The organism is Synechococcus sp. GFB01, from assembly GCF_001039265.1.
Classification (GTDB): domain Bacteria; phylum Cyanobacteriota; class Cyanobacteriia; order PCC-6307; family Cyanobiaceae; genus NIES-981.
Window position 1 is genome coordinate 1 of record NZ_LFEK01000035.1, and the last position, 21,193, is coordinate 21,193.

The window sequence follows — 21,193 nt, forward strand, 5'->3', positions numbered from 1 at the left end:
CCCCGAGGGCGAACGCGACCGGCCCGGCAGACAACCGGCGGCCAGGAGCCGCTCCAGCGCGACGGCATCGGAGCCGGAACCGAGCTGGTCGATCGCACCCTGAAGGGGCTCCAGCTGCCCATCCAGCGGCGCCGCCTCCCCCCAGCCCACCGCTCCATCGGCGCGCTCCAGCCGCAGCAGCCAGCCACGCCTTTCGCTGATCGCCCCCAGGGCCGTGATCAGGGAGCGGGGCAGGGCGAAGCTGAAGGGTCTCCAGCGCAGTCGCAGGCCATCGCCCAACAAGTCGGTCGGGGGCCGGCTCAGAGGCGCCACCTCCTCCACCTCAGCCCCACCAGTGGCCCAGGGCCAGGCCGGCAGCCAGGCCCAGGCCGTTGAGCGCCTGGAAGCGAAGGGCGAGAAACTTGCTGCCGCTGATCCGCTGCGGCTCGCGGTGGTGTCGCTGCAGCAGGGCGATCAGCTGGCGCGCCGGTGGCAGACCGACCGCTCCCAGCAGGGCCGGCAGCGGCCACTGACCCACCAGCACCGGTGCCCACTGGAGAGCGAGCGCTGCGGCCACGAACCAGGGCACCAGGCAGCCGCGGTGCCCGTGCCCAGGTGCACCACGGGGGAGCGTTTGCCGTTGGCGGCGTCCTCCCCGACCTGATGGAAGTGGGAGCAGAACAGCACCAGCGTGGTGGCCAGGGCCGGGCCGCTGCCGAGCTCCAGAGCCGTGCGCCAGGGCACCGCGCTGGCCCCGGCCGGCGCCAGCGCGAGCAGACCGGCGGAGGTGGCCAGCGGCCCGAAAGCCAGCCAGCAGAGCGGTTCGCCAAGACCCCGGTAACCGAGGCGGAAGGGCGGCCCCTGATACAGATAGCCCAGTCCGCAGCAGGCCAGCACCAGCCCCAGCACAGCGGCGGTGCTGCGCCAGGCCACCACGGCCATCAGAGCCAGGCCGACCACCAGGCAGGCGTTGGCCAGGGCCGCCACCGCCCCACGCCGGCCGGTGAGATTCACCACGGAGTGCGGCTTGCCGAGGGTGTCGACGCCGGTGTCGGCATCGAACACGTCGTTGGCCAGGTTCTCCCAGGCCAGCAGCAGCACCGCCGCCAGCAGAAACAGCAGCAACTGGTCGAGCCTCACCGGCTCCCCCCTCCCGAAGCGCCAGCCAGCCGCCAGCAGCACCGGCATCACCGCCACCGCATACATCGGCCACTTGATCGCCGCCTGCCACAGGCGCCGCCGTTCGGCGGCCGGGGCGGCGGCGGTGCCAGTGGCGTGAAGGCTTGCGACGACCTGGGGCTCGGAGGCAGGGGCCGGCACCGACGGACAGGCGGAGGCCCATACATTTGAGCAGCCGCTTCGGCCCGCCCCCGGTGCAGGCTCCACCCAGCGTCACAACCTGCTTCAGCGATCTGCTGACCGCGGCGACCGCAGGCTGCCGCCAGCTCGACGGGGAAGGCGTGCTCAGCCTGGTGCTGCCCCTGCCCGGTCGCGACCCGATGGCTCTGCTCAGCCATCTGGAGCAGGGCGAGCGCTTCCGCTTTCTCTGGGACAGCGCCCCCGGCCTTTGCCTGGCCGCCAGCGGCCGCACCAACAGCCTCGAGCTGAGCGGCCCGCGCCGCTTCGAGCTGGCCCAGCGCTTCAGCACCATCAGCCTGAGCCGCCTGGCCGCACCGCAGCCCTGTCCACCGCTGGCGCGCCGCGGGTGCTGCTGGCCTTCGCCTTCTTCGACAGTCCGCTGCAGGAGGGAGAGGGTGTTCCCGGGGTGCGGGCGGTGCTGCCCCGGTGGCAACTCAGCCGCCAGGGACGCCACTGCTGGCTGCGTCTGCAGCGCAATCTGGGGGGCGGGATCACGGCCCGCTCCCTGGCCGAGGAGCTCTGGGAGCAGGCCGAGCGGCTGGCCCGGCTGCCCGCCGATCCCAGTGCCGGCCAGGGCGATGCAGCCGGCCCCGCGATCGCCAGCAGCTCTGCCTGGCAGGCCGGCTACCGCTCGGTGGTGGAGCGCGGTCTGGAACTGGTGGAGGGCGGCGAGCTTCGCAAACTCGTGCTGGCCGTGCGGCAGCAGCTGCTGCTCGAGCGCCGGTTCGACCCTCTGCAGCTCCTGGCCCAGCTGCGCCAGCGCCAACCCGGCAGCTGCCGCTTTCTCTGGCAGCATGGCGATGGGCCGGCCCTCCTCGGGGCCTCGCCGGAGCGGCTGCTCACCATCCGCCAGGGTCAGCTGCGCAGCGATGCCCTGGCGGGCACCGCCCCGATCGGCCCGGCCGCCGAGCAGCTGACCCGCTCCGACAAGGATCGCCGCGAACACGAGCTGGTGGTGGAGGCGATCACCGCAGTGCTGCACCAGGCGGATCTGGTCCCGCGGCGACCGCGCCATCCGCGCCTCGCCCGCCACGGCCAGCTCGTGCATCTGCACACGCCGATCACCGCCGAGCTCGGCGACGTGCAACCCCTCACTCTGGCGGCCGCACTGCATCCAACACCGGCGGTCGCGGGGCTGCCGCGGCGGCGGGCCATGGCCGCCCTGCGCAGCCTGGAGCCGTTCGAGCGGGGGCATTACGCCGCCCCGATCGGCTGGATCGACAGCACCGGCGACACCGAACTGCGGGTGGCGATCCGCAGCGGCACCCTGCAGGGACGGCATCTGGAGCTCACCGCAGGGGCAGGTCTGGTGCCAGGGTCCGCCGTGGACCGCGAACTGCGTGAGGTGGAGTTGAAGCTGGGGGTACTCCAGCAACAACTCGAACTCCCCGCAGGGGCCGGGCGGCCATGACGACCGGCCGCCGCCTCAAGCCAGTCCATGCCTCCAGAACTCAGTGCCCTGCTTGAAGGAGCTCTGACCGACTCCGGACTGTTTGCCGGCGTGGCGCCGGAGCAGATCCTGGCCCTGGCACCCCGGCATGGCCGGCACGAGGAGGGTGCCGTGCTGTTTCGCCAGGGGGATCCGGGCGAGCACGCCTATCTGCTGCTGCGCGGCATCCTCGGGCTGCAGGCCGGCGACCAGAGCCTGGGGAACACCTACTTCCGCAAGGTGGTGCAAGGGGAACTGGTGGGGGAGTATGGCCCCCTGTGCGGCGAACCCCGCTCCGTCTCCGGAGTGGCCCTCACGGCGATCGACTACCTCCAGCTGGATCGCGACCAGCTGCTGGAGCTTCTGCGCCAGAACCCCTCGCTGCAGACCAGGTTCATCAGCAGCCTGGCGGAAGCCGCCTCGATCGGCCGCCAGCCGGGGCGGGTGGCCCTGGAAACCATCGTGATNCCACGACGCCAGCCCGGGCTCGCCGCTCACGGCGGCCGCCCGGGCACAGCTGCCCGACGACCTTCGGCGGCTCAGCGCCGAGCTCCCTGGTCTGGCGGACCTGATCGTCCACCCTGAGCGCGGCATGCGGGGTGAGGGCAACGGCGAAGNCGAGCTGCACGCCCATCTGGTGGAGATCAGCCGCAGCGGCCTATCCCAGGTGCTCTTCAACAGCGACCCGTCTGCGATCAGCCGCCGCAATCGGCTGCTGATCGATCGACTGCTGATCCTGAGCGACGGCCAGGCAAGGGACATCGACCTGCCGGAGGTGCTGGGGGATGACGCCCTGCTGGTGCGCCTGTGGCCAAGCCAGGCAGGCTGGCCGATCTCCCAGCCCTGGGCCACCGCCCATGCCTTTGCGCAGGTGCTCAACCTGCAACCGCTGCTGAGGCGCCATCGCGACCGGCTGGCACGGGCGGCGCTGCGCCGTCAGAACGTGCTTGTGCTGGGTGGGGGAGGCGCAAGGGGCTTCGCCCACATCGGAGCCCTGGCCGCCCTCGAGGACCTGGGCATCGATGACCTGGACATGGTCATGGGCGTGAGCTTCGGCTCGCTGGTGGCCTCCCTGGCCGCCTTCGAGCTGCCCTCGGCCGAGATCCTCGCCAACCTGGAGCNGGTGATCATCANGGCACGCCCCTACTCCCTCACGCTGCCGCGGGATTCCCTGTTCACGCTTCGGAACTCGCGGCTGGCACTGGAGCGTTTCTTCGGAACGGCCGGAATCCAGGACAGCTGGCTGCCGCTGCGCTGCTTCTCGGCCAACCTCTCCACCAACCGGCTGCACACCTGGAGCACCGGCTCGATCCCCACGGCCGTGATCGCGAGCATGTCGGTGCCGGGCATCTTCCCGCCGGTGATCGACGGCCAGGGGCAGCTGCATGTCGATGGAGGCATTCTCAGCAACCTCCCGGTGTCCGAGGCCCGCCGCACCACCGATGGTCGCGTGATGGCCATCTCCCTCGACCCCGATCCCGAGGCCGACGCCGTTGCCAGCCAAGGTGCAACCGGCGTCGCTGCGGCGACGGAGAGACCCTCGATCGGGCGCACGATCATCAACGCCCTCATGTGCGGATCCCATGCCGAGGGCCAGCGGCAGGAGCGTCAGGCCGATCTGATCGTGCGGCCGGCCATCGGCGGGATTCCCTTCCTCGAGTGGAAGCGCTACAGGGAGAGCTACGCGATGGGATACGACGCGGCCCACAGGGCCCTCGCCAGGGTGACTCCGGGGATCTCGGCGACAGATGACCCGCTGACGCACCTGAGCAACTGACCTAACGTCTGCTGAACGTCAAGCACGGTCGCGATGATCGTTGTCGACTCCCCGACTGGAGCCCAGTCCGTGAGCCGGGAGCAGCGGCGCGCCGATCGGCTGATGACCGAAGCGATCGAATCGCAGGTGCAGCCGCTCTTCCGCGTGAACTCCGCCCTGGGTTGGCTGCGGCTGCTGATCCTCCTGCTCCCCTCCCTCGCCTGTCTGTGGATGTACTGGCAGGAACCACGGCTTCTGGTGGCTCTGCCCTGGCTGCTGATGGCCACTGCGCTCTACTCCCTGGTGCTGATCAGCACCCACGACATCAGCCACGGCACCCTGCTCGACCAGGGGGACCTGGAGCAGGCGGTGGGCTGCGCTCTGAGCTGGCCGGTGGGTTGGCCATACCTCACCTACCGCAATCTGCACATGCTCCATCACCGCATGAACGGGATGGATCTGCGCGATCCGGAACGCCGGGAACCCACCAGCCAGGAAGCAGCCCGGGTCCATCCGCTGCGCCAGTGGCATTTCCGCCATCCCTTCTGGGGCAGCGCTGTGCTGATGGGCGGTGCCCAGCTGATCGGCTCGATGTTCTGGTTCGGCTGGAAACTGCGCAACGATCACTCCCGCCTGCTGGGCGGCATGCGCATCGATGCGATCGGCATCGTGCTGGTGCAGGTTCTGATGTTCGCCGTGGCCATCGGGCTCGGGGGCCTGCTGAAACTGCTGCTGATGCTCTTCGTGGTTGAGAGGATCGTGGGTGCGGTGATGCAGGTGCGCGGCATGATCGAACATCATGGCCTCTGGCAGCCGAACAGCACCTACGAACTCACCCAGCTCTACACCTCACGCAATATCGATGCTGGCCCGATTGTGAATTTCCTGATGGGCGGACTCCCGCACCATTCTCTCCACCACGCTTATCCATCGATTCCCTATCACAATCTTCCTGAGGCCTCACGCATCGCGTCCACAATCCTCAAGGAGCACGGCAAACCCCCTCTGCCGATGGTCTCGAGTTACGCGGCTGGCACAGCTCTGCTGTTCTGAGTCAAGCATCAGCCCTGGGCTGGTCGAATCTTGAGCGCATCTTGAACCACCACCAGCGCACACCCACCAGCAGATAGCGGGGGTCGCTGAGAAATTCAGGCGGTTTGCGCTCGATGGCATGACCAGCGAACTGCAGCGTCCATCCCAGCAGGAACAACCCCAGGGCGGCCGGGCCAAGATCACGGCTGAATCCGGCTCCCAACGCCATGGGAAGAGACAGCACAATCAGCGGGATGCCGACGAGGTGCAGGATCTGATTGAGCGGGTGCGTGTGACTGCGGCCGTAGGTCTCGATCCATTCACTCCAGGGCCGACCCGCCAGCATGGTTCCGCAACGGCACACCCAGGAGTTCATGCTAACGATGACGTGGGCCCCGGTCCTGCCCGACCTCGGCGACAGGCTCTGCGGTTTCAGGCCTGGGGCAGCCGCGCGATCACCTGATCCGCCAGCGGGATCCCTCCCAGGCGCTCCACCTCCCGGATGCCGGTGGGGCTGGTCACGTTGATCTCACTGAGGCGGCCGTCGATCACGTCGATTCCCACGAAGAACAGCCCTTCGGCCTGGAGCGACGGTGCCAGCTCCGCGCAGATGGACCGCTCGGCCGGCGTGAGCTCGGTGGCCTGGGGCTGGCCGCCGACCGCCAGGTTGCTGCGGAACTCGCCGCCGCTCNGCACCCGGTTCACCGCTCCCAGCGGTGCGCCATCCACCAGCAGGATGCGCTTGTCGCCATCGCGCACGCCCGGCAGATACGCCTGCGCCATCACCGGCAGGCTCTCCTGGGCCGTCACCAGCTCCAGCAGGGCCCGCAGGCCCGGCGTGCCGGCCGAGGCNAACACCACCCCCTGGCCGGCCCGGCCACCCAGGGGTTTGAGCACGACTTCGGCGTGCTCGGCGGTGNACGCCGCCAGCGGTTCCAGGCGGCTCGCCACCAGGGTGGGGGCCATCAGATGACTCCAGCGCAGCGAACTGAGCTTCTCGTTCCAGGCCCGCAGCGCCGCCGGCCTGTTGATCACGCGCACTCCCCGGCGCTCGCCCAGCTCCAGGAGGTGGGTGGCATAGAGGTAGGCCTCATCCACCGGCGGATCCTTGCGCATCCACACGTGGGCGAAGGCCTCCAGCGGCAGCCGCTGGGGCTCCCCCAGGTCGTACCAGGGGTCACAGGTCACCGTCATGGCGGTCACCCAGGCGCCATGGCCTCCGTTCCCACCTACCGGCTCCGGCTGCCGGCCGGGCCGCTCGGCCGCCGAGAGATCGGCCGGGCGGGCCACCCAGACAGGCCGGCCGGCTCGTTCGGCGGCCTGCATCAGGGCCACGCTGGAATCCTTGGCCGGATTGAGACGTTCGATCGGATCGATCACGAACAGCTGGGCGTCCTCACCCGGCACGGCGCTGGCCATCACTCAGGCCGCCAGCAGTGAATCGAGGCGTCCGGCGCGCTCGAGCGCATGGAGCTCATCGCAGCCGCCGATGNCCTGATCGTTGATGAAGATCTGGGGCAGCGAGCGGCGCCCTTCGGCCCGCCGGACCATCACGGCGCGGGCGGCCTCATCGCCATCGATGGCGTATTCGGTGTAGGCCACACCCTTGCGATCCAGCAGGCTCTTGGCGCGGATGCAGAAGGGGCAGAAGCGCCAGGTGTAGATCTCAACCGTTGCCGCCATCGGGGCCTCCACGCCAGTGGGCGGATCCTAGGCAGCGCGCGNCTGAGCACCGCTGGCGGAGATCAGCCCCCACGCCGGCCGTGCAGCCAGGCCCCCAGCAGCATCGCGGCGATCGCGATCAGGATCGGCCCGTTGCCCAGCCCCAGGCTGGCCACGGCGGCACCGGGACAGACCCCCGTCAACCCCCAGCCCAGGCCGAACAACACCGCCCCGGGGATCAGGCCCCTGTGGAAGGGCTTCACCTCGGTGGAGAGCGCCTCACCCAGCAGGGAGCTGGGGCGCAGGCGAGGCGCCAGCAGGAACACCGGCACCAGCATCGCCAGCGCCGCCGCCATCACCAGCAGCAGCCCCAGATCGCGCAGCTGCAGGAAAGCCAGCACCACCTCCGGCCGGGCCATGCCACTCAAGGCCAGGCCGAAACCGAACAGCACCCCGCCAGCGGCGGCCCAGAGCAGCCGGATCATGGCCGCACCCCGCTGTGCCAGAGCACCTGGGCCGTGGCGATCGCCACGGCCATGAACACCAGCACCGCCTGAAGCGAGGCCCGCGAGCCGGAGGCCAGGCCGATCAGGCCATGGCCGGAGGTGCAGCCGGAGGAGAGCCGGCTGCCGTAGCCCACCAGCACCCCACCGACCGCCAGCCGCCAGGGGGCCACGGCGGTGTGGAAAAAGCCCTGCTGGAAGGCGGCGAACAGCCAGGCGCCGGCCACCATGCCGAGGGCCATGGCGAGCCGCCAGTCGCGCGAGCCGCGTTCGGCCGTGAGCGGCGTGAAGTAGGTGAGCGTGGAGCTCAGGCAGGAGCTGGCGCCGGCCTTCACCCCCAGGGTGAGGTAGATCAGCGCCAGCCCCGCTCCCACCAGCAGACCGCCTTCGAGATAGCTGGCGATGCCGTTGGGGAAGAGGGAAGTCATCACCGCAAGCGGGGATCGAACCATTGTCGGACGCTGCGCTGGCCGCGCCACCGCTTCTCCCACAACTGTCATGCAGGGCGGCGTCCTTGAGTACGGTCAAGCCACGCCCACGCACACCGCCGTGACCGCCACCGCCGCCAGCGGCCCAGCCACCACGCCGCTCGATCTCACCGATTTCAAGCGCGACCTCTCCGAGCTCACCGACCGCCTGGGCCAAGCCCAGGACTGCCTTTGACGAAGCTGCCCTGAAAGCCCGGCAGCGGGATCTCGAGCAGCTGGCCTCCCAGCCCGACTTCTGGGACGACCAGAAGCAGGCCCAGGCCAAGATGCGCCAGCTCGATGAGGTGAAGGGCCAGCTCGAGCAACTGGCCCGCTGGCGCGGCCTCGTGGCCGACGCCGAGGCCACCGTGGAGCTCTACGAACTGGAGCCCGACGCCGACCTGCTCGAGGAAGCCAACAAGGGCCTGCAGACCCTGCGATCCGACCTCGACCGCTGGGAGCTGGAGCGCCTGCTCTCCGGCCCCTACGACAAGGAAGGTGCCGTGATCAGCATCAACGCCGGTGCCGGCGGCACCGACGCCCAGGACTGGGCGCTGATGCTGATGCGCATGTACACCCGCTGGGCGGAGGACCACGGCATGAAGGTGACCGTGGACGAACTCAGCGAAGGGGAAGAAGCCGGCATCAAGAGCTGCACGATCGAGATCGAGGGGCGCTACGCCTACGGCTATCTGCGCAATGAGAAGGGCACCCACCGCCTGGTGCGCATCAGCCCCTTCAACGCCAACGACAAGCGCCAGACCAGCTTCGCCGGCGTGGAGGTGATGCCGAAGATCGAGGAGGAGGTGAAGCTCGACATCCCCGAGAAGGATCTGGAGATCACCACCAGTCGTTCGGGCGGCGCCGGCGGCCAGAACGTCAACAAGGTGGAAACGGCCGTGCGCATCCTGCACATCCCCACCGGCCTGTTCGTGCGCTGCACCCAGGAGCGCTCCCAGCTCCAGAACAAGGAGAAGGCCATGGCCCTGCTGATGGCCAAGCTGCTGGTGATCGCCCAGGAGCAGCGCGCCGCCGAGATCGCCGACATCCGCGGCGACATCGTGGAGGCGGCCTGGGGCAACCAGATCCGCAACTACGTCTTCCACCCCTACCAGATGGTGAAAGACCTGCGCACCCAGCACGAAACCACCGACGTGCAGGGCGTGATGGACGGCGATCTCGATCCCTTCATCCAGAGCCTGCTGCATGCGGGCGTGGAGGTGGGCGGAGGCTCCGGCGATGACTGATCCTGCAGCGCCCCAGGCGAACCCCAGCTTCGTGAAGCTGGCGATGCGGAACATGGTGCGCAAGGGCCGTCAGAGCCTGCTGCATTTCGGCCTCACCGCGGTGGGCTTCCTGGCCTTCATCACCCTGGTCGNCTGGCTGGGCCGGCCCCAGCTGCCAGGCACCTGAGGTGGCTGGCGTCGCTCTCGATCTCGCCTTCTCGGCTGATCCGCAGCTGCAGGAGGCGCTGCGGGCTGACGCGGGCGCCTGGCTCGATCCACTGGCCGGTTTCGAGCTCTGGCAGGCGCTGCTGAGTGCCTGGCTCGGCGATCTGGCCCACGAGCTGGCGCCCGAGCTTCGCTCAGCGGCCTACAGCCTGGGGCTGAGCCTGGTCGATGACGTGGCCATCGCCGCCCTGAACAACGACTGGCGCGGCCAGTCCGGCCCAACCGACGTGCTGGCCTTCGCCGCCCGGGATGAGGGGCCGGAGCAGGCGCCGCCGATGCCTCTGCCCGATCCGGCGGAGCCCGAACCGCTGGAGCTCGGCGACATCGTGATCTCCGTGGAGACGGCCGCCCGCCAGGCGCCCGAGCACGGCAACGACCTGGAGGGGGAGCTGCGTTTTCTGGCCAGCCACGGCCTGCTGCATCTGCTCGGCTGGGACCATCACGACCAAGCCAGCCTGACTGCGATGCTGGCCAGACAGGAGGCGCTGCTGGCACGCTGCGCTGGCGGGAGGCCCGAACGGCGTTAGGGTGCCGCTCACGCCATGGTCAGCCCACTGCCCCACCGCGACACCAGCCTGGACGCCCAGCCGCTGGAGTTGGCCCCCCGCCAGGGCCGGAGCTCCGGGGCGCGCCGGCTGGGCGCCTGGGCCGTGGCCAACGACCTGCCCTCGAGCTTCCGCTATGCGGCCCAGGGGCTGGCCTACAGCTTTCTCAGCCAGCGCAACTTCCGCATCCATGTGGGCACGGGCAGCCTGGCCTTCGGCCTGGGGCTCTGGCTGGCGCTGCCACCGGCCCAGCTGGCCGTTCTGGTGCTCACCGTGGCGGCTGTGCTCGTGCTCGAGCTGATCAACACCGCCACCGAAGCGGTGGTGGATCTGGCGATCGGCCGCAAGTTCCATCCCCTCGCCCGCATCGCCAAGGACTGCGCCGCGGCCGCCGTGCTCGTGGCGGCCCTGGCCTCGCTGCTGATCGCGCTGCTGCTGCTGCTGCCCCCCCTGCTGGCCCGGCTCGGCCTTTGAATGGGGAGCACCAGGCCAGGCCCATGCTGCTCGTTCTCGACAACTACGACAGCTTCACCTTCAACCTGGTGCAATATCTCGGCGAGCTGGCCGGCGAACACCCGCTGGCCGCCGAGCTGAGGGTGGAGCGCAATGACGCCCTGACTCTCGAGCAGATCCGCAGTCTGGATCCCGCCGCGATCCTGATCTCCCCAGGTCCCGGCGACCCCGATCAATCGGGCGTGTGCCTCGAGGTGCTCCGTCCGGCAGCTCAGCCCCTCGGTTCCCACCCTCGGGGTGTGCCTCGGCCACCAGGCGATCGCCCAGGTCTTCGGCGGCCGGGTGGTGCGCGCCAGCGAACTGATGCACGGCAAGACCTCACCGGTGCTCCACGGCGGCCAGGGCGTCTTCGCCGGCCTGCCCAATCCGCTCACTGCCACGCGTTATCACAGCCTGATCGCGGAGCGTGAATCGCTGCCCGACTGCCTGGAGATCACCGCCTGGCTCGAAGACGGCACGATCATGGGCCTGCGCCACCGCGATCACCCCCATATCGAGGGGGTGCAGTTCCACCCCGAGAGCGTGCTCACCCAGAGCGGCCACCGGCTGCTGGCCAACTTCCTGCGCCAGGCCGGTCGCTGATCCACCGGCTGGGCTGGGTTAGCGTCGCGGCGTCCGCAGCCAGACCATGCGCCTGCCGTCCGTTCCTGGCCTGAATCCGATCACCCTGACCTCGATCGCCCTGAGCGGCAGCCTTCTGGGGAGCGGACCGGCCCTGGCCGGCAGCGGCGTGACGATCACCAGCTACGGCCACAGCGCCCTGCTCATCCAGGGGGCGGTGCCAGCGTGCTGGTGAACCCCTTCAAGGCCGTGGCCTGTGCCACCGGCCTGGCCGAGCCGCGCGTCAGCGCCAACGTGATCCTGGCCAGCAGCCGCCTCCTCGATGAGGGCGCGCCGGTGGCCAGCGGCAAGTTCCTGGTGGACCCCGGCTCCTACCGTGTGGCCGGTCTCAAGATCGACGGGATCGCCGCTCCCCACGACCGGGTGGGAGGCCGTCGCTTCGGTCAGTCCACTCTCTGGCGCTGGGAGCAGGGAGGCCTCAGCTTTGCCCATCTGGGTGGCACCGCCGCTCGCCTGAGCCCCTCCGACAAGGTGATGCTGGGCAGGCCCGACGTGCTGATCATCGGCGTGGGTGGCGGAGCCAAGGTCTACGACGGCAGCGAGGCCGCCGAGATCGTGCGCGAACTCCAGCCACGGGTCGTGATCCCCGTGCAATACACCAGTGGCAAGCCTCCCAGAGACTGCGACCAGGGCAGCGTCGAGCCGTTCCTGACAGCTCTTGGCGGGACCCCGGTGAAACGCACGGGCCGCACAGTCAGCCTTCCCGGCAAGCTCAGCGGGGGCCCGGTGGTTGAACTGATGCGGCTCAGGTTCTAGGGCCGAGGCCCTCGATGGCGGCGTAGACCCCCCAGAAGCGCCGCATCTGCTCGGTGGTGCCGATACTCACCCGCAACGAGCCATCGATCAGCGGCTTACCCGCCATGGAGCGCACCAGGATGCCGGCCTCGCGCAGGCGCCGCTCCACGACTCCGGCCGGGGGTTCGGGCCAGATCAGCAGGTAGTTGCCCCCGGCGGCGTGGTGCCGCACCGCGGCGGCCTGCAGCTGCTCCACCAGCCAACTGCGGGCCCGCTTCACCTCCGCCACGTAGGCATCGGTGTAGGGCTGATCAGCCAGGGCGGCATGGGCGGCGGTCACGGCGAAGCTGTTGATGTCGTAGGGGCCGGTCACGCGTCCGATGCGATCGATCACGGGTGCGGCCCCGATCGCAAAGCCCATCCGCAGCCCCGCCAGACCGGCAGTCTTGGCCAGCGAGCGCAGAACCACCAGGTTCGGCGTGGCGCTGAAGTCGGCCAGGGGCAGCACGCTGTCGCCGGTGAAGGCCTCATAGAGCTCATCCACCACCACCAGGGTGTGAGGAGCGGCCGCCGCCAGCTCCAGGATCGGCTCGGGGGCCAGGCGGGTGCCAGTGGGGTTGTTGGGGTTGCAGAGCAGCAGCAGGCGGGGATGGGGCTCATCCAGCAGCACATGGCGGATGGCCTCCAGCGGAAAGGCGAAATCCGGCCCCTCGTAGGCAATGGCCTCGATCGCCATGCCCTGCATGCGGGCACAGGGGGTGTAGTAGCCGAAGGTGGGGCTGGTGGTGAGCAACGTCTCACCGCGGTCGCCATAGGCGTGGAAGATGGCGTGGATCGCCGCATCCACCCCGTTGAACAGGCCGATCTGCCCGGGGTTGAGGGCATGGGCTAGCGACGGGGAGCCATCCGCCCGTGGAGCCGAGAGGTTGGCGATCACGGCCTCCCGCAGGCCGTCGTATTCGGGATAGATGGCGATGTGATCGGCCGGGATCGTGCGCAGCGCCTCGACCACCTTCGGGCTGGGACCGATGGTGTTCTCGTTGAAGTCGAGGCGCAGCAGTCCTCGCCGCCCCTCCAGCGGCGCGCTGTAGGCCTGGAGACTTTCCACCTCCTGCCGGGCCGGGGGAAATGGCTGCCCCATCACATCCGCTCCAGGGTCGGGATCCCCAGCAACCCCAGTCCGAGCTTGAGAGTGTCGGCGGTGAGGCGGCAGAGCGCAAGGCGAGAGGATCGGGCCGGCTCCGGGGCCTTCAGCACCGGCACCTGGTCATAGAAGCGGTTGAACACCTGGCTGAGCTCGAACAGGTAGCTGCACAGCCGGTTCGGCAACAGCTCCTCCTCCACCTCCATGATCACGGCATCGAGTCTGAGCAGCTCACGCACGAGGGCCCATTCCTGCGGTTCGGTGAACACCAGGCTGCCAGCCGTCGACGGCTCGCCGCCCTTGCGGGCGATGCCGGCGATGCGCACCACCGCATAGAGCAGATAGGGCGCCGTGTTGCCGCTGAGGGCCAGCATGCGGTCAAAGCTGAACTGATAGTTGGTGATCCGGTTGGTGCTGAGATCGGCGTACTTCACCGCCGCCAGGCCCACCGTGGTGGCCACATGGCTGATGAAGGCCTCGTCTTCGCTGCGGCCCTCCTCGGCCAGACGACGGCGCAGATCGGCCTCGGCCCGCTCCACCGCCTCATCGAGCAGATCGCGCAGCCGCACCGTGTCGCCGGAGCGGGTCTTGAGCTTCTTGCCGTCGTCGCCCTGAACCAGGCCGAACGGCACATGCTCGAGCCGCCCGCCCTCCGGCACCCATCCCGCCCGCCGCGCCACCTGGAACACGGCGGCGAAGTGGCTGGCCTGGCCCGCATCGGTCACGTAGATCACGCGGCGGGCCCCATCCCCTTCGGGCGCGGCAGCGAAGCGGTAGCGGATCGCCGCCAGGTCGGTGGTGGCGTAGTTGAAGCCACCATCGCTCTTCTGCACGATCAGCGGCAGGGGGTTGCCGTCCTTGCCGCTCACACCCTCCAGAAACACACAGCCGGCACCCGCGTCGATCACCAGCAATCCGGCGCGGCGCAGGTCGTCGACCACCGCCTGGAGGTAGGGGTTGTAGAAGGATTCGCCGCGCTCCTCCAGACGGATGTCGAGCCGGTCGTAGATCGTCTGGAATTCACGGCGACTCTGATCGCAGAGCAGAGCCCAGGCCTGCAGGGAGAGCGGATCGCCTGCCTGCAGCCGCACCACCTCCTCGCGGGAGGCGGCCTGAAACGCCTCATCCGCGTCGAAGCGCTGCTTGGCCTGCCGGTAGAAGGCCACCAGATCGCCGAGATCCACCGCGTCGGGGTGCTCGAGCGCCTCGGGTGCCACCTGCTTGAGGTGAGTGATCAGCATGCCGAACTGGGTGCCCCAGTCGCCCACGTGGTTGAGCCTCAGCACCGGGTGCCCCCGGAATTCGAGCACCCGGGCCAGGGAGTCGCCGATGATCGTGGAGCGAAGATGCCCCACGTGCATCTCCTTGGCGATGTTGGGGCTGGAGAAATCCACAATCACCGGCGGTGGTGCAGCCCCATCGGCTGTCGCCGCCGCTGGTGGCACCCCCAGGCGGGGATCGGCGAGCCTGGCCGCCACCTCGCTGATCAGCCGCTCGGGGCGGATCGTCAGGTTGATGAAGCCAGGTCCTGCGATCTGAGGGTCCAGACAGAGCTCAGCGAACTCAGGATCGGCGTGCAACTCGGCCAGGATCGCCTCTGCGATCCGTCGGGGGGGTTGGGCCAGGGGCCTCGCCAGTGGCAGGGCGCCGTTGGCCTGGAAGTCACCGAATTCGGGCTTGCTGGCCGGAGCCAGCTGCGGATCCAGGGGTCTGCCGGCGGCGGCCGCCTCATTCGCCGCCTCGGGGAAGGCCCGCTCCATCGCCGCGCGCAGCCGGGCTTCGAGGGTTAGTGCGAGGCGGAGCATGGGCGAGCGGTTTGCTTCACCATAGGATCCTGCACGGTACGCAGCCCTGATCAGGATATCCGCGACTCATTCTGGTGCATTGTGATGCGAACTCCCAGCCACAAGACCGGTCGATCAGCCGGGAATCAGAGCTGGCATCAAGCACTCATCTTCGATCAGAACGGCAAGGATGCCGCACCCAGATGAAGGACAGATCAGGACAACAGCAAACGCATCTAGAGGGCAATGAATCAGTCCAGATCCAGCACTGAGGCCTCCCCTTCCAGCCGCCTGGAAGGCGGCGGCAGCATCGACTACCCCTGGTGGGCGCTGACCTTCTGGCATGGAATGGGTCTGAAGACCTGGGCCGGTTTACTGATCGAGGGGCAGTTCAGGATCTCACCGAGCAAGCTTGGCGTCGCCGCAACGGCAACGATCTTCAGCTGCTTCAATTCCCTGGGGCGCCTGATCACAGACAGGAAATATGCACGACGAATGCAGCGATGCCAATTACCGGATGATCCGATATTCATCATCGGGCATTGGCGAAGCGGCACCACGTTCCTGCATGAGCTGATGATCCTTGACCCGCGATACTCAACCTCCAACACCTATCAATGCTTTGCGCCAGGCCATTTCATGACCACCCAAGGCTTTACGCGACGCTCCTATTCGAAGTGGCTGCTGCCAAGCCAGCGCCCTGGCGACAATGTGAAGGCAGGCTGGAAACAGCCCCAGGAAGATGAATTTGCACTCCTGAATCTCGGAGCCCCATCTCCCTATCGGCGGATTGCCTTTCCCCATCAGCACCCGTCAACCCCCCAGGCGCTCGATATCAGCAAGCTGAGCAGCCGGGAACGGCATCGGTGGCAACAGACTCTGAAACAATTCGTGCTACGCCTGCGGCTAAAGGATAAACGCCGGCTGATTCTTAAAAGTCCAACACATACAGCCAGAATCGCCGAGATTTTGAGCATCTTCCCGAAAGCTCAATTCATCCACATCACCCGTAATCCATACGTCGTCTTCCCATCAACACGAAGAATCTGGCAGGCTCTACATCAGACGCAGAGCCTGCAGAAGCGATTGCCAGCCAACCTTGACGACTACATCTTCGCCTGTTTCCAGGAGATGCATGAAGCCTTCTCCCGGGACCGCAAGCTGCTTGGGGAGTGTCAACTCCATGAGCTGCGCTACGAGGACCTGGTCAGGGACCCGGTGACGGCATTGCGTGACATCTACAGCAAGCTGGGGCTCGGCGACTTTTCAGCCATCGAAAAGGCCATTCAGGAACGACTCGATGAGATCAAGAACTACAGGACCAACTCCTATGCACTCCCCGATCAGCTGAAGACCGCGATCGCCAGGCGATGGCAGGATTTCTTCGTGACGTACTCCTACTCGATGGAGACCGGCGAGCCGATCGGATGAACGGCTCGACCGGACTCACAGCCAGTCAGCCTCGAAGCGCATGCTCAGATCGAGCCAGGCGGAACGGGTGATGGGGGCGCTGGTGGAGATCAGATCGATGCCGGTGGCGGCATAGGCCCGCAGCTGCTCCGGGTGCACCCCGGAGGCCTCCAGCACCAGGCCATGACCCGCCAGGGATCGCAGACGGGGCACCAGCTGGTTGAGCATCGCCGGACTGAATTCATCGAGCAGCACCGCATCGGCTCCGGCCCGCACCGCCGCCTCCGCTTCCGCGGGCGTTTCCGCCTCCACGATCAGCCTGGCCGTCCAGGGCGCCGCCGCCCGTACCGCCGCGATCGCCGCTCCAACTCCCCCGGGCCAGGCCCAGGCGAGGTGATTCTCCTTGAGCATGGCGGCGTCATCGAGACCGAGCCGGTGGTTGATGCCGCCGCCGCAACGCACGGCGTACTTCTCGAGCAGCCGCAGGCCCGGCGTGGTCTTGCGGGTGTCGGCCAGGCGCACGCCTGTGCCCTCGAGCGCCGCCACCAGCCGGGCGGTGGCCGTGGCGATGCCGCTCAGACGCATCGCCAGATTGAGAGCGGTGCGTTCACCGGCCACCAGCGCCGTCGCCGCGCCCTCCAGCTCCAGCAGCCGCTGACCGGCGCGCACCGGCTCGCCGTCGGCCACCAGCAACCGCACGGCCGCCGCCGGATCGAGCAGCTGAAACAGCGGCTGCACCAGCACACCGCCACAGAACACCCCCTCGTCCTTGGCGATCCAGTGAGCCCGGCCGCTGCGGCCCGCCAGGGCCGGGACGGTGAGGTCACCGCGGCCGAGATCTTCCGCCAGCCAGGCGCGCAACTGGGGCTCCAGATCGACGCCGAACGGCAGATGGGCTGCAGGCGATGGCGCGCTCATGGCCGAGGCGGATCGGGTTCTCCATGATTGCGGGCGGGTGGTTCGGCGCCATGGAATTCGCGCGGGTGGTGTTCTACGGCCGGCTTGGGCGGCAGGCCCTGGCGATGTTCGCGCTCGAGCCGCAGCGCTGGCGCGGTGCGCGGGTGCTCGACTGCCCTGGCGGACCCGGCTCCCTCTCGGCCCTGCTGCGGGCCGAGGGACTCGATGTGACCGCTGTGGACCCGCTCTATGCCTTGAACGAAGCGGAGCTGGAACGTCGGGCCCTGAGCGATCTGGAGGCCGCCATGGCCCAGCTGGCCGGCGACCCGGCGATCCGGCCCGACTTCGATCTGGCCGCCTGCCGTCAGGAGCATCTCGAGGCCCTGGAGACGTTCCTGGCCGATCGCCGCGCCCATCCGGAGCGCTACGTGGCCGCCAGCCTGCCGGCGCTCCCCTTCACCGATCGGAGCTTCGATCTGGTGCTGTGCGGCCACCTGCTGTTCAGCTATGCCCCCTGCTCAGCCGGGGGGCTGATGCGCGAACCAGGCCTGGACCTGGCCTGGCACCGCCGCGCCCTGGCCGAGTTGTTGCGACTCAGCCGCCGAGCCGTGCGGATCTACCCGGCTCACACGATGGAGCGCCAGGCCCGCCGCCATCCCTATGCCGAGGCATTGTTGGCCGAGCTGCCGGCAGGGTGGCAGGGCCGGTTCGCCGCCACCGCCTACGACCAGGGCCATGATGGGCTTACCGACGTGCTCGACCTGGAGCACACCTCGGCATGAGCGGCGGCCAAAGCCCATGAGCGTGCTTCCCGTGCTGCGCCTGGGTGATCCGCGGCTCCGCGAGCAGGCCGTTGCGGTGGAGGAGCATCAGTTCGCCAGCACCCAGCTGCGGCAGCTGATCCATGACCTGCGCGACACCATGGCCGCCCGCGACGGTGCGGGCCTGGCGGCACCGCAGATCGGCGTGCCGCTTCAGGTGGTGATCTTCGGCATCAGCTCCAATTCCCGTTACCCGGAGGCCCCTCCGATCCCTGAAACGGTGCTGATCAACCCGGTGATCCGGCCGATCGGCCAGGCCACCCAGCTGGGCTGGGAGGGATGCCTGAGCGTGCCGGGGCTGCGCGGTCAGGTGGAGCGCTGGCAGCGGATCGATCTGCAGTGGCGCGATCCCAGTGGTACGGCTCGGCGCCGGACCGTGACCGGTTTCGAAGCGCGGGTGGTGCAGCACGAGTGCGATCACCTCGACGGAGTGCTGTTCCCCGAACGGCTGGCTGACCGCCGCGCCTTCGGGTTCAGCGATGAACTGCGCGCCGCAGGGCTGCTCTGAAGGCAGTCGAGCGTCAGAGCCAGTAGCCGGGCGGCAGGCCGTTCGCCTCGGTATCGAGGGCGGGCCAGGCCCCTTCTCCCCCCAGGGCCGCGCCGATCAGCTGGAGCAGCCCCCGCTTCTGCTGCAGCTCCTGGCGAGCTGCCCACTCCGCTTCCGCCACTTCCGTTTCGGGCAGGTTGAGCGCCTCCACCAGGCGCCGGTAGGCACGCTTCTCGGCCGTGTTGAACCGGGAGGCATCCTCCGGGCCCTGGCTGCTGCAGGCCATCTGGAAGGCGAGCTTCACGGCCAGCTGCCGCTCGTCNGCATCGCCCAGCTGGCCCACCAGAACCTGGAGGTCCGGTCCCGGCACGGTGCCGGCCTCCAGCGCCTGCACGGCATCCGCCGCTGCATCGGCCTCAACCGGCAGGAGTCGGGCCACCAGCTTCTCCAGCAGCTGCCGCTCCTGCTCGGCGAACTCGCCATCCGCCATCGCCACCCAGCACACCAGGCGCAGCAGGGCCCGCTGCGGTTTGGTCAACCGGTCGATGGGGTGGCTGGCGAAGGTCATCGGGGGCAGAAGCCGGGAACCCCATTCTCAGGGCCTGTCCGTGCCGCGTCAGCCGCCCCGACGGCAGCGGATGGCGCACGATGAAGCGGAGCGCATCACATTGACATGGCCGACACTTCAGCCCGGAGCCAGCCCCGCTGGTGGGCACCGGGGGATCTCGATGGCTTTCTCGGCCTGGGGCTCGACAACCTGATCCAGATCCTGCTGATCGTGGCCCTCTGCCGAGGCGTGCTCGGCTACCCCGACAGCCTGGTGTTCGGCACGATCCTGCCGGCCACCGGCGTGAGCCTGGTGGTGGGCAACCTGGCCTATGCCCGCCAGGCCTTCGAGCTCGGGAAGCGGGAGGGCCGCGACGACCGCACGGCCCTGCCCTACGGCATCAACACCGTGAGCCTGTTCGCCTATGTGTTCCTGGTGATGCTGCCGGTGAAGCTGGCCGGCCTGGGACGGGGACTGGCCGAGGCCGATGCGGTGGNCCTCTCCTGGCAGGCCGGGCTGGTGGCCTNGCCTGGGGTCGGGCCTGATCGAGTCGGGCGGGGCCTTCCNTGGGGAGCGGGCTGCGGCGCTGGCTGCCGAGGGCCGCCCTGCTCTCCACCCTCGCCGGCATCGCCCTGGGCTACATCGCCCTGGGGTTCCTGCTGCGCACCTACGCCCAGCCGGTGGTGGGCCTGCCCGTGCTCGCGGTGATCCTGCTGGGCTACTACAGCCCGGAGCGCTGGGTGCTCCCGGCCGGCCTGGTGGCGGTGCTGCTCGGCATCCTCCTGGCCGGGGCCAGCGGCCTGATCGACCTCGATCCGGCCACCTGGCGCGCCAACGCCGGGGTGATCGGACTGCACGCGCCTCAGCTGGAACTGGCCGCGCTGTGGCAGGGCCGTGGCGAGCTGCTGCCCTGGCTCGGGGTGATCGTGCCGATGGGGCTGTTCAACGTGATCGGCTCGCTGCAGAACCTGGAGAGCGCCGCGGCCGCCGGTGACGTCTACCCGGTGCGCAGCTCTCTGCTGATCAACGGCGTCGGCACGCTGGCCGCCGCCGCCCTGGGGTCCTGCTTCCCCACCACCATCTACATCGGCCACCCGGGTTGGAAGGCGATGGGTGCCCGCATCGGCTACTCGTGGCTCAATGGGGTGGTGATGGCCCTGGCCTGCCTGCTGGGCCTGTTCGGCCTGGTGGGCCAGCTGGTGCCGATCGAAGCAGGCATGGCCATCGTGCTCTACATCGGCCTGGTGATCGCCGCCCAGGCCTTCCAGGCCACCCCCCCGCAGCACGCTCCGGCGGTGGCGCTGGGGATGCTGCCGGGGCTGGCCGGCTGGGGAGCGCTGATGCTCAAGGCCGGCCTGCGGGTCGGAGCTCCGGGCAACCCCGCCCAACCGTTCGGGCCGGCGCTGCTGGAGCCCCTCGCCCGGGCCGACGTCTGGGCGGCCGGGGCCTTCGCCCTGGAGCAGGGTCAGATCATCACGGCGATGCTCCTGGCCGGCTTGCTGGTGTATCTGATCGAGGCCCGACTGCTGGCCGCGGCCGCCTGCGCCGCCCTGGCCGCCCTGCTGTCCTGGTTCGGCGTGATCCACGCCTGGCAGTTCACCGGCGCTGACACGGTGCTGCGGCTGGGCTGGGGGGTGGGCCGCCCCTGGGCGATCGGGTACGGCATGGTGGCCGCGATCCTGCTGACGGCAGCCCTCGCCCGCAGACGCCCGCACGTGCGGTCCTGAGGCTACTTGCCGATGCAGAAGCGGGCGAAGACCCGGTCCAGCACCGCCTCGCTCACCTCCTCGCCGGTGATCTCCCCGAGGCTGCGGATGGCGGAGCGCAGATCGATGGTCCAGAAATCCCAGGGCAGCTGCTGCTCGGCCGCCGTCAGGGCCTCGCCCAGGCTGATCGCCGCAGCGGCCGCCAGGTCCCGCTGACGCAGATTCAGGGCCACCTCGAGCCCCTCGGCCGGCCCGGCGCCGCAACGCCGCAGCAGCTCAGCCACCAGCGCCTCGCGCCCTTCTCCGGTGAGGGCGCTGAAGCTCACATCAGCCGGCGCCCGGGCG

General features: G+C 69.1%; 19 protein-coding genes and 7 pseudogenes. 14 read left to right on the forward strand and 12 right to left on the reverse strand.

Annotated features, from left to right (window positions below):
• Positions 1-312, reverse strand: a pseudogene (locus tag SYNGFB01_RS05770) (hypothetical protein); the annotation flags it as partial.
• Positions 313-322: 10 nt separating this feature from the next.
• A pseudogene (gene menA, locus SYNGFB01_RS05775) lies at positions 323-1,185 on the reverse strand (2-carboxy-1,4-naphthoquinone phytyltransferase).
• 140 nt (positions 1,186-1,325) lie between these two features.
• Here menA and SYNGFB01_RS05780 point away from each other — a divergent pair.
• The 4 genes and pseudogenes from SYNGFB01_RS05780 (at position 1,326) to SYNGFB01_RS05795 (ending at position 5,576) form a co-directional block, all read left to right on the forward strand.
• A pseudogene (locus SYNGFB01_RS05780) lies at positions 1,326-2,749 on the forward strand (isochorismate synthase MenF).
• Positions 2,750-2,776: 27 nt separating this feature from the next.
• Positions 2,777-3,352 (forward strand): cyclic nucleotide-binding domain-containing protein, encoded by a 576-nt coding sequence (locus tag SYNGFB01_RS05785; protein ID WP_048017304.1) that lies wholly within the window; start codon positions 2,777-2,779, stop codon positions 3,350-3,352.
• Positions 3,353-3,359: 7 nt separating this feature from the next.
• On the forward strand, positions 3,360-4,544 hold the full coding sequence (locus SYNGFB01_RS05790) for a patatin-like phospholipase family protein (protein ID WP_048017305.1): 1,185 nt from the start codon (positions 3,360-3,362) through the stop codon (positions 4,542-4,544).
• Positions 4,545-4,613: 69 nt separating this feature from the next.
• Entirely contained in the window at positions 4,614-5,576 is a 963-nt protein-coding gene (locus SYNGFB01_RS05795) for a fatty acid desaturase (protein ID WP_048017306.1), read from the forward strand.
• A 1-nt stretch (position 5,577) separates the two neighbouring features.
• Here SYNGFB01_RS05795 and SYNGFB01_RS05800 read toward each other — a convergent pair whose 3' ends face one another.
• The 5 genes from SYNGFB01_RS05800 to SYNGFB01_RS05820 form a co-directional block, all read right to left on the reverse strand.
• Positions 5,578-5,901, reverse strand: coding sequence for an Mpo1-like protein (locus tag SYNGFB01_RS05800; protein ID WP_048017307.1), 324 nt, complete (start codon positions 5,899-5,901; stop codon positions 5,578-5,580).
• 86 nt (positions 5,902-5,987) lie between these two features.
• Positions 5,988-6,974, reverse strand: coding sequence for a glutathione synthase (gshB, locus tag SYNGFB01_RS05805; protein ID WP_048017318.1), 987 nt, complete (start codon positions 6,972-6,974; stop codon positions 5,988-5,990).
• Between the two features lie 3 nt (positions 6,975-6,977).
• Positions 6,978-7,238, reverse strand: coding sequence for a glutaredoxin 3 (gene grxC, locus SYNGFB01_RS05810; RefSeq protein WP_048017319.1), 261 nt, complete (start codon positions 7,236-7,238; stop codon positions 6,978-6,980).
• Positions 7,239-7,300: 62 nt separating this feature from the next.
• On the reverse strand, positions 7,301-7,702 hold the full coding sequence (locus tag SYNGFB01_RS05815) for a DUF6691 family protein (RefSeq protein ID WP_048017308.1): 402 nt from the start codon (positions 7,700-7,702) through the stop codon (positions 7,301-7,303).
• Complete coding sequence (locus SYNGFB01_RS05820) at positions 7,699-8,220, reverse strand: YeeE/YedE family protein (RefSeq protein ID WP_255347532.1); 522 nt, start codon at positions 8,218-8,220, stop codon at positions 7,699-7,701. Before SYNGFB01_RS05820 ends, SYNGFB01_RS05815 begins: the two co-directional genes overlap by 4 nt.
• Positions 8,221-8,269: 49 nt before the next feature.
• Here SYNGFB01_RS05820 and prfB point away from each other — a divergent pair.
• From prfB to SYNGFB01_RS05845, 6 genes and pseudogenes are all read left to right on the forward strand, one after another.
• Positions 8,270-9,434 (forward strand): peptide chain release factor 2 gene (gene prfB, locus SYNGFB01_RS05825; protein ID WP_235299949.1). Its coding sequence is split into 2 segments (ribosomal slippage): positions 8,270-8,380 and positions 8,382-9,434, totalling 1,164 coding nucleotides; the frame shifts between segments, so codons are not numbered across the junction.
• Positions 9,427-9,600, forward strand: coding sequence for a DUF3285 domain-containing protein (locus SYNGFB01_RS14160; RefSeq protein WP_072061570.1), 174 nt, complete (start codon positions 9,427-9,429; stop codon positions 9,598-9,600). The genes prfB and SYNGFB01_RS14160 overlap by 8 nt, the downstream gene beginning before the upstream one ends.
• Before the next feature lies 1 nt (position 9,601).
• Positions 9,602-10,165, forward strand: a complete 564-nt coding sequence (ybeY, locus tag SYNGFB01_RS05830; protein WP_048017311.1) for an rRNA maturation RNase YbeY — start codon at positions 9,602-9,604, stop codon at positions 10,163-10,165.
• Between the two features lie 15 nt (positions 10,166-10,180).
• Positions 10,181-10,657: a diacylglycerol kinase family protein gene (locus SYNGFB01_RS05835; protein WP_082325893.1), complete on the forward strand. Its 477-nt coding sequence runs from the start codon at positions 10,181-10,183 to the stop codon at positions 10,655-10,657.
• Positions 10,658-10,680: 23 nt separating this feature from the next.
• Positions 10,681-11,278 (forward strand): annotated as a pseudogene (locus tag SYNGFB01_RS05840) (aminodeoxychorismate/anthranilate synthase component II).
• 46 nt (positions 11,279-11,324) lie between these two features.
• Positions 11,325-12,073: pseudogene (locus tag SYNGFB01_RS05845) on the forward strand (MBL fold metallo-hydrolase).
• On the opposite strand, the gene SYNGFB01_RS05850 reads toward SYNGFB01_RS05845, so the two are convergent.
• Together SYNGFB01_RS05850 and argS are read right to left on the reverse strand one after the other, a co-directional pair.
• Positions 12,063-13,193, reverse strand: coding sequence for a histidinol-phosphate transaminase (locus SYNGFB01_RS05850; RefSeq protein ID WP_048017312.1), 1,131 nt, complete (start codon positions 13,191-13,193; stop codon positions 12,063-12,065). The pseudogene SYNGFB01_RS05845 and the gene SYNGFB01_RS05850 sit on opposite strands and share 11 nt — an antisense overlap.
• Positions 13,193-15,001, reverse strand: a complete 1,809-nt coding sequence (gene argS, locus SYNGFB01_RS05855) for an arginine--tRNA ligase (protein WP_048017313.1) — start codon at positions 14,999-15,001, stop codon at positions 13,193-13,195. The genes SYNGFB01_RS05850 and argS overlap by 1 nt, the downstream gene beginning before the upstream one ends.
• Before the next feature lie 225 nt (positions 15,002-15,226).
• Here argS and SYNGFB01_RS13115 point away from each other — a divergent pair, with 225 nt between their 5' ends.
• Positions 15,227-16,411, forward strand: coding sequence for a sulfotransferase (locus SYNGFB01_RS13115; RefSeq protein ID WP_048017314.1), 1,185 nt, complete (start codon positions 15,227-15,229; stop codon positions 16,409-16,411).
• Positions 16,412-16,426: 15 nt separating this feature from the next.
• Here the strand turns inward: SYNGFB01_RS13115 and nadC are convergent, their stop codons facing one another.
• Entirely contained in the window at positions 16,427-17,308 is an 882-nt protein-coding gene (gene nadC, locus SYNGFB01_RS05865) for a carboxylating nicotinate-nucleotide diphosphorylase (RefSeq protein WP_082325894.1), read from the reverse strand.
• 23 nt (positions 17,309-17,331) lie between these two features.
• Between nadC and SYNGFB01_RS05870 the strand changes: the two genes are divergently transcribed.
• Entirely contained in the window at positions 17,332-18,069 is a 738-nt protein-coding gene (locus SYNGFB01_RS05870) for a methyltransferase (RefSeq protein WP_152669551.1), read from the forward strand.
• A gap of 16 nt (positions 18,070-18,085) precedes the next feature.
• A complete protein-coding gene (gene def / locus SYNGFB01_RS05875; RefSeq protein WP_048017315.1) occupies positions 18,086-18,616 on the forward strand; it encodes a peptide deformylase in 531 nt (176 codons plus the stop codon).
• A gap of 13 nt (positions 18,617-18,629) precedes the next feature.
• Here the strand turns inward: def and SYNGFB01_RS05880 are convergent, their stop codons facing one another.
• Entirely contained in the window at positions 18,630-19,163 is a 534-nt protein-coding gene (locus SYNGFB01_RS05880; RefSeq protein WP_048017316.1) for a TerB family tellurite resistance protein, read from the reverse strand.
• 105 nt (positions 19,164-19,268) lie between these two features.
• On the opposite strand from SYNGFB01_RS05880, the pseudogene SYNGFB01_RS05885 reads away from it, so the two are divergent.
• A pseudogene (locus tag SYNGFB01_RS05885) lies at positions 19,269-20,869 on the forward strand (NCS2 family permease).
• 2 nt (positions 20,870-20,871) lie between these two features.
• Here the strand turns inward: SYNGFB01_RS05885 and SYNGFB01_RS05890 are convergent.
• Positions 20,872-21,193, reverse strand: a pseudogene (locus tag SYNGFB01_RS05890) (tRNA uridine-5-carboxymethylaminomethyl(34) synthesis GTPase MnmE); the annotation flags it as partial.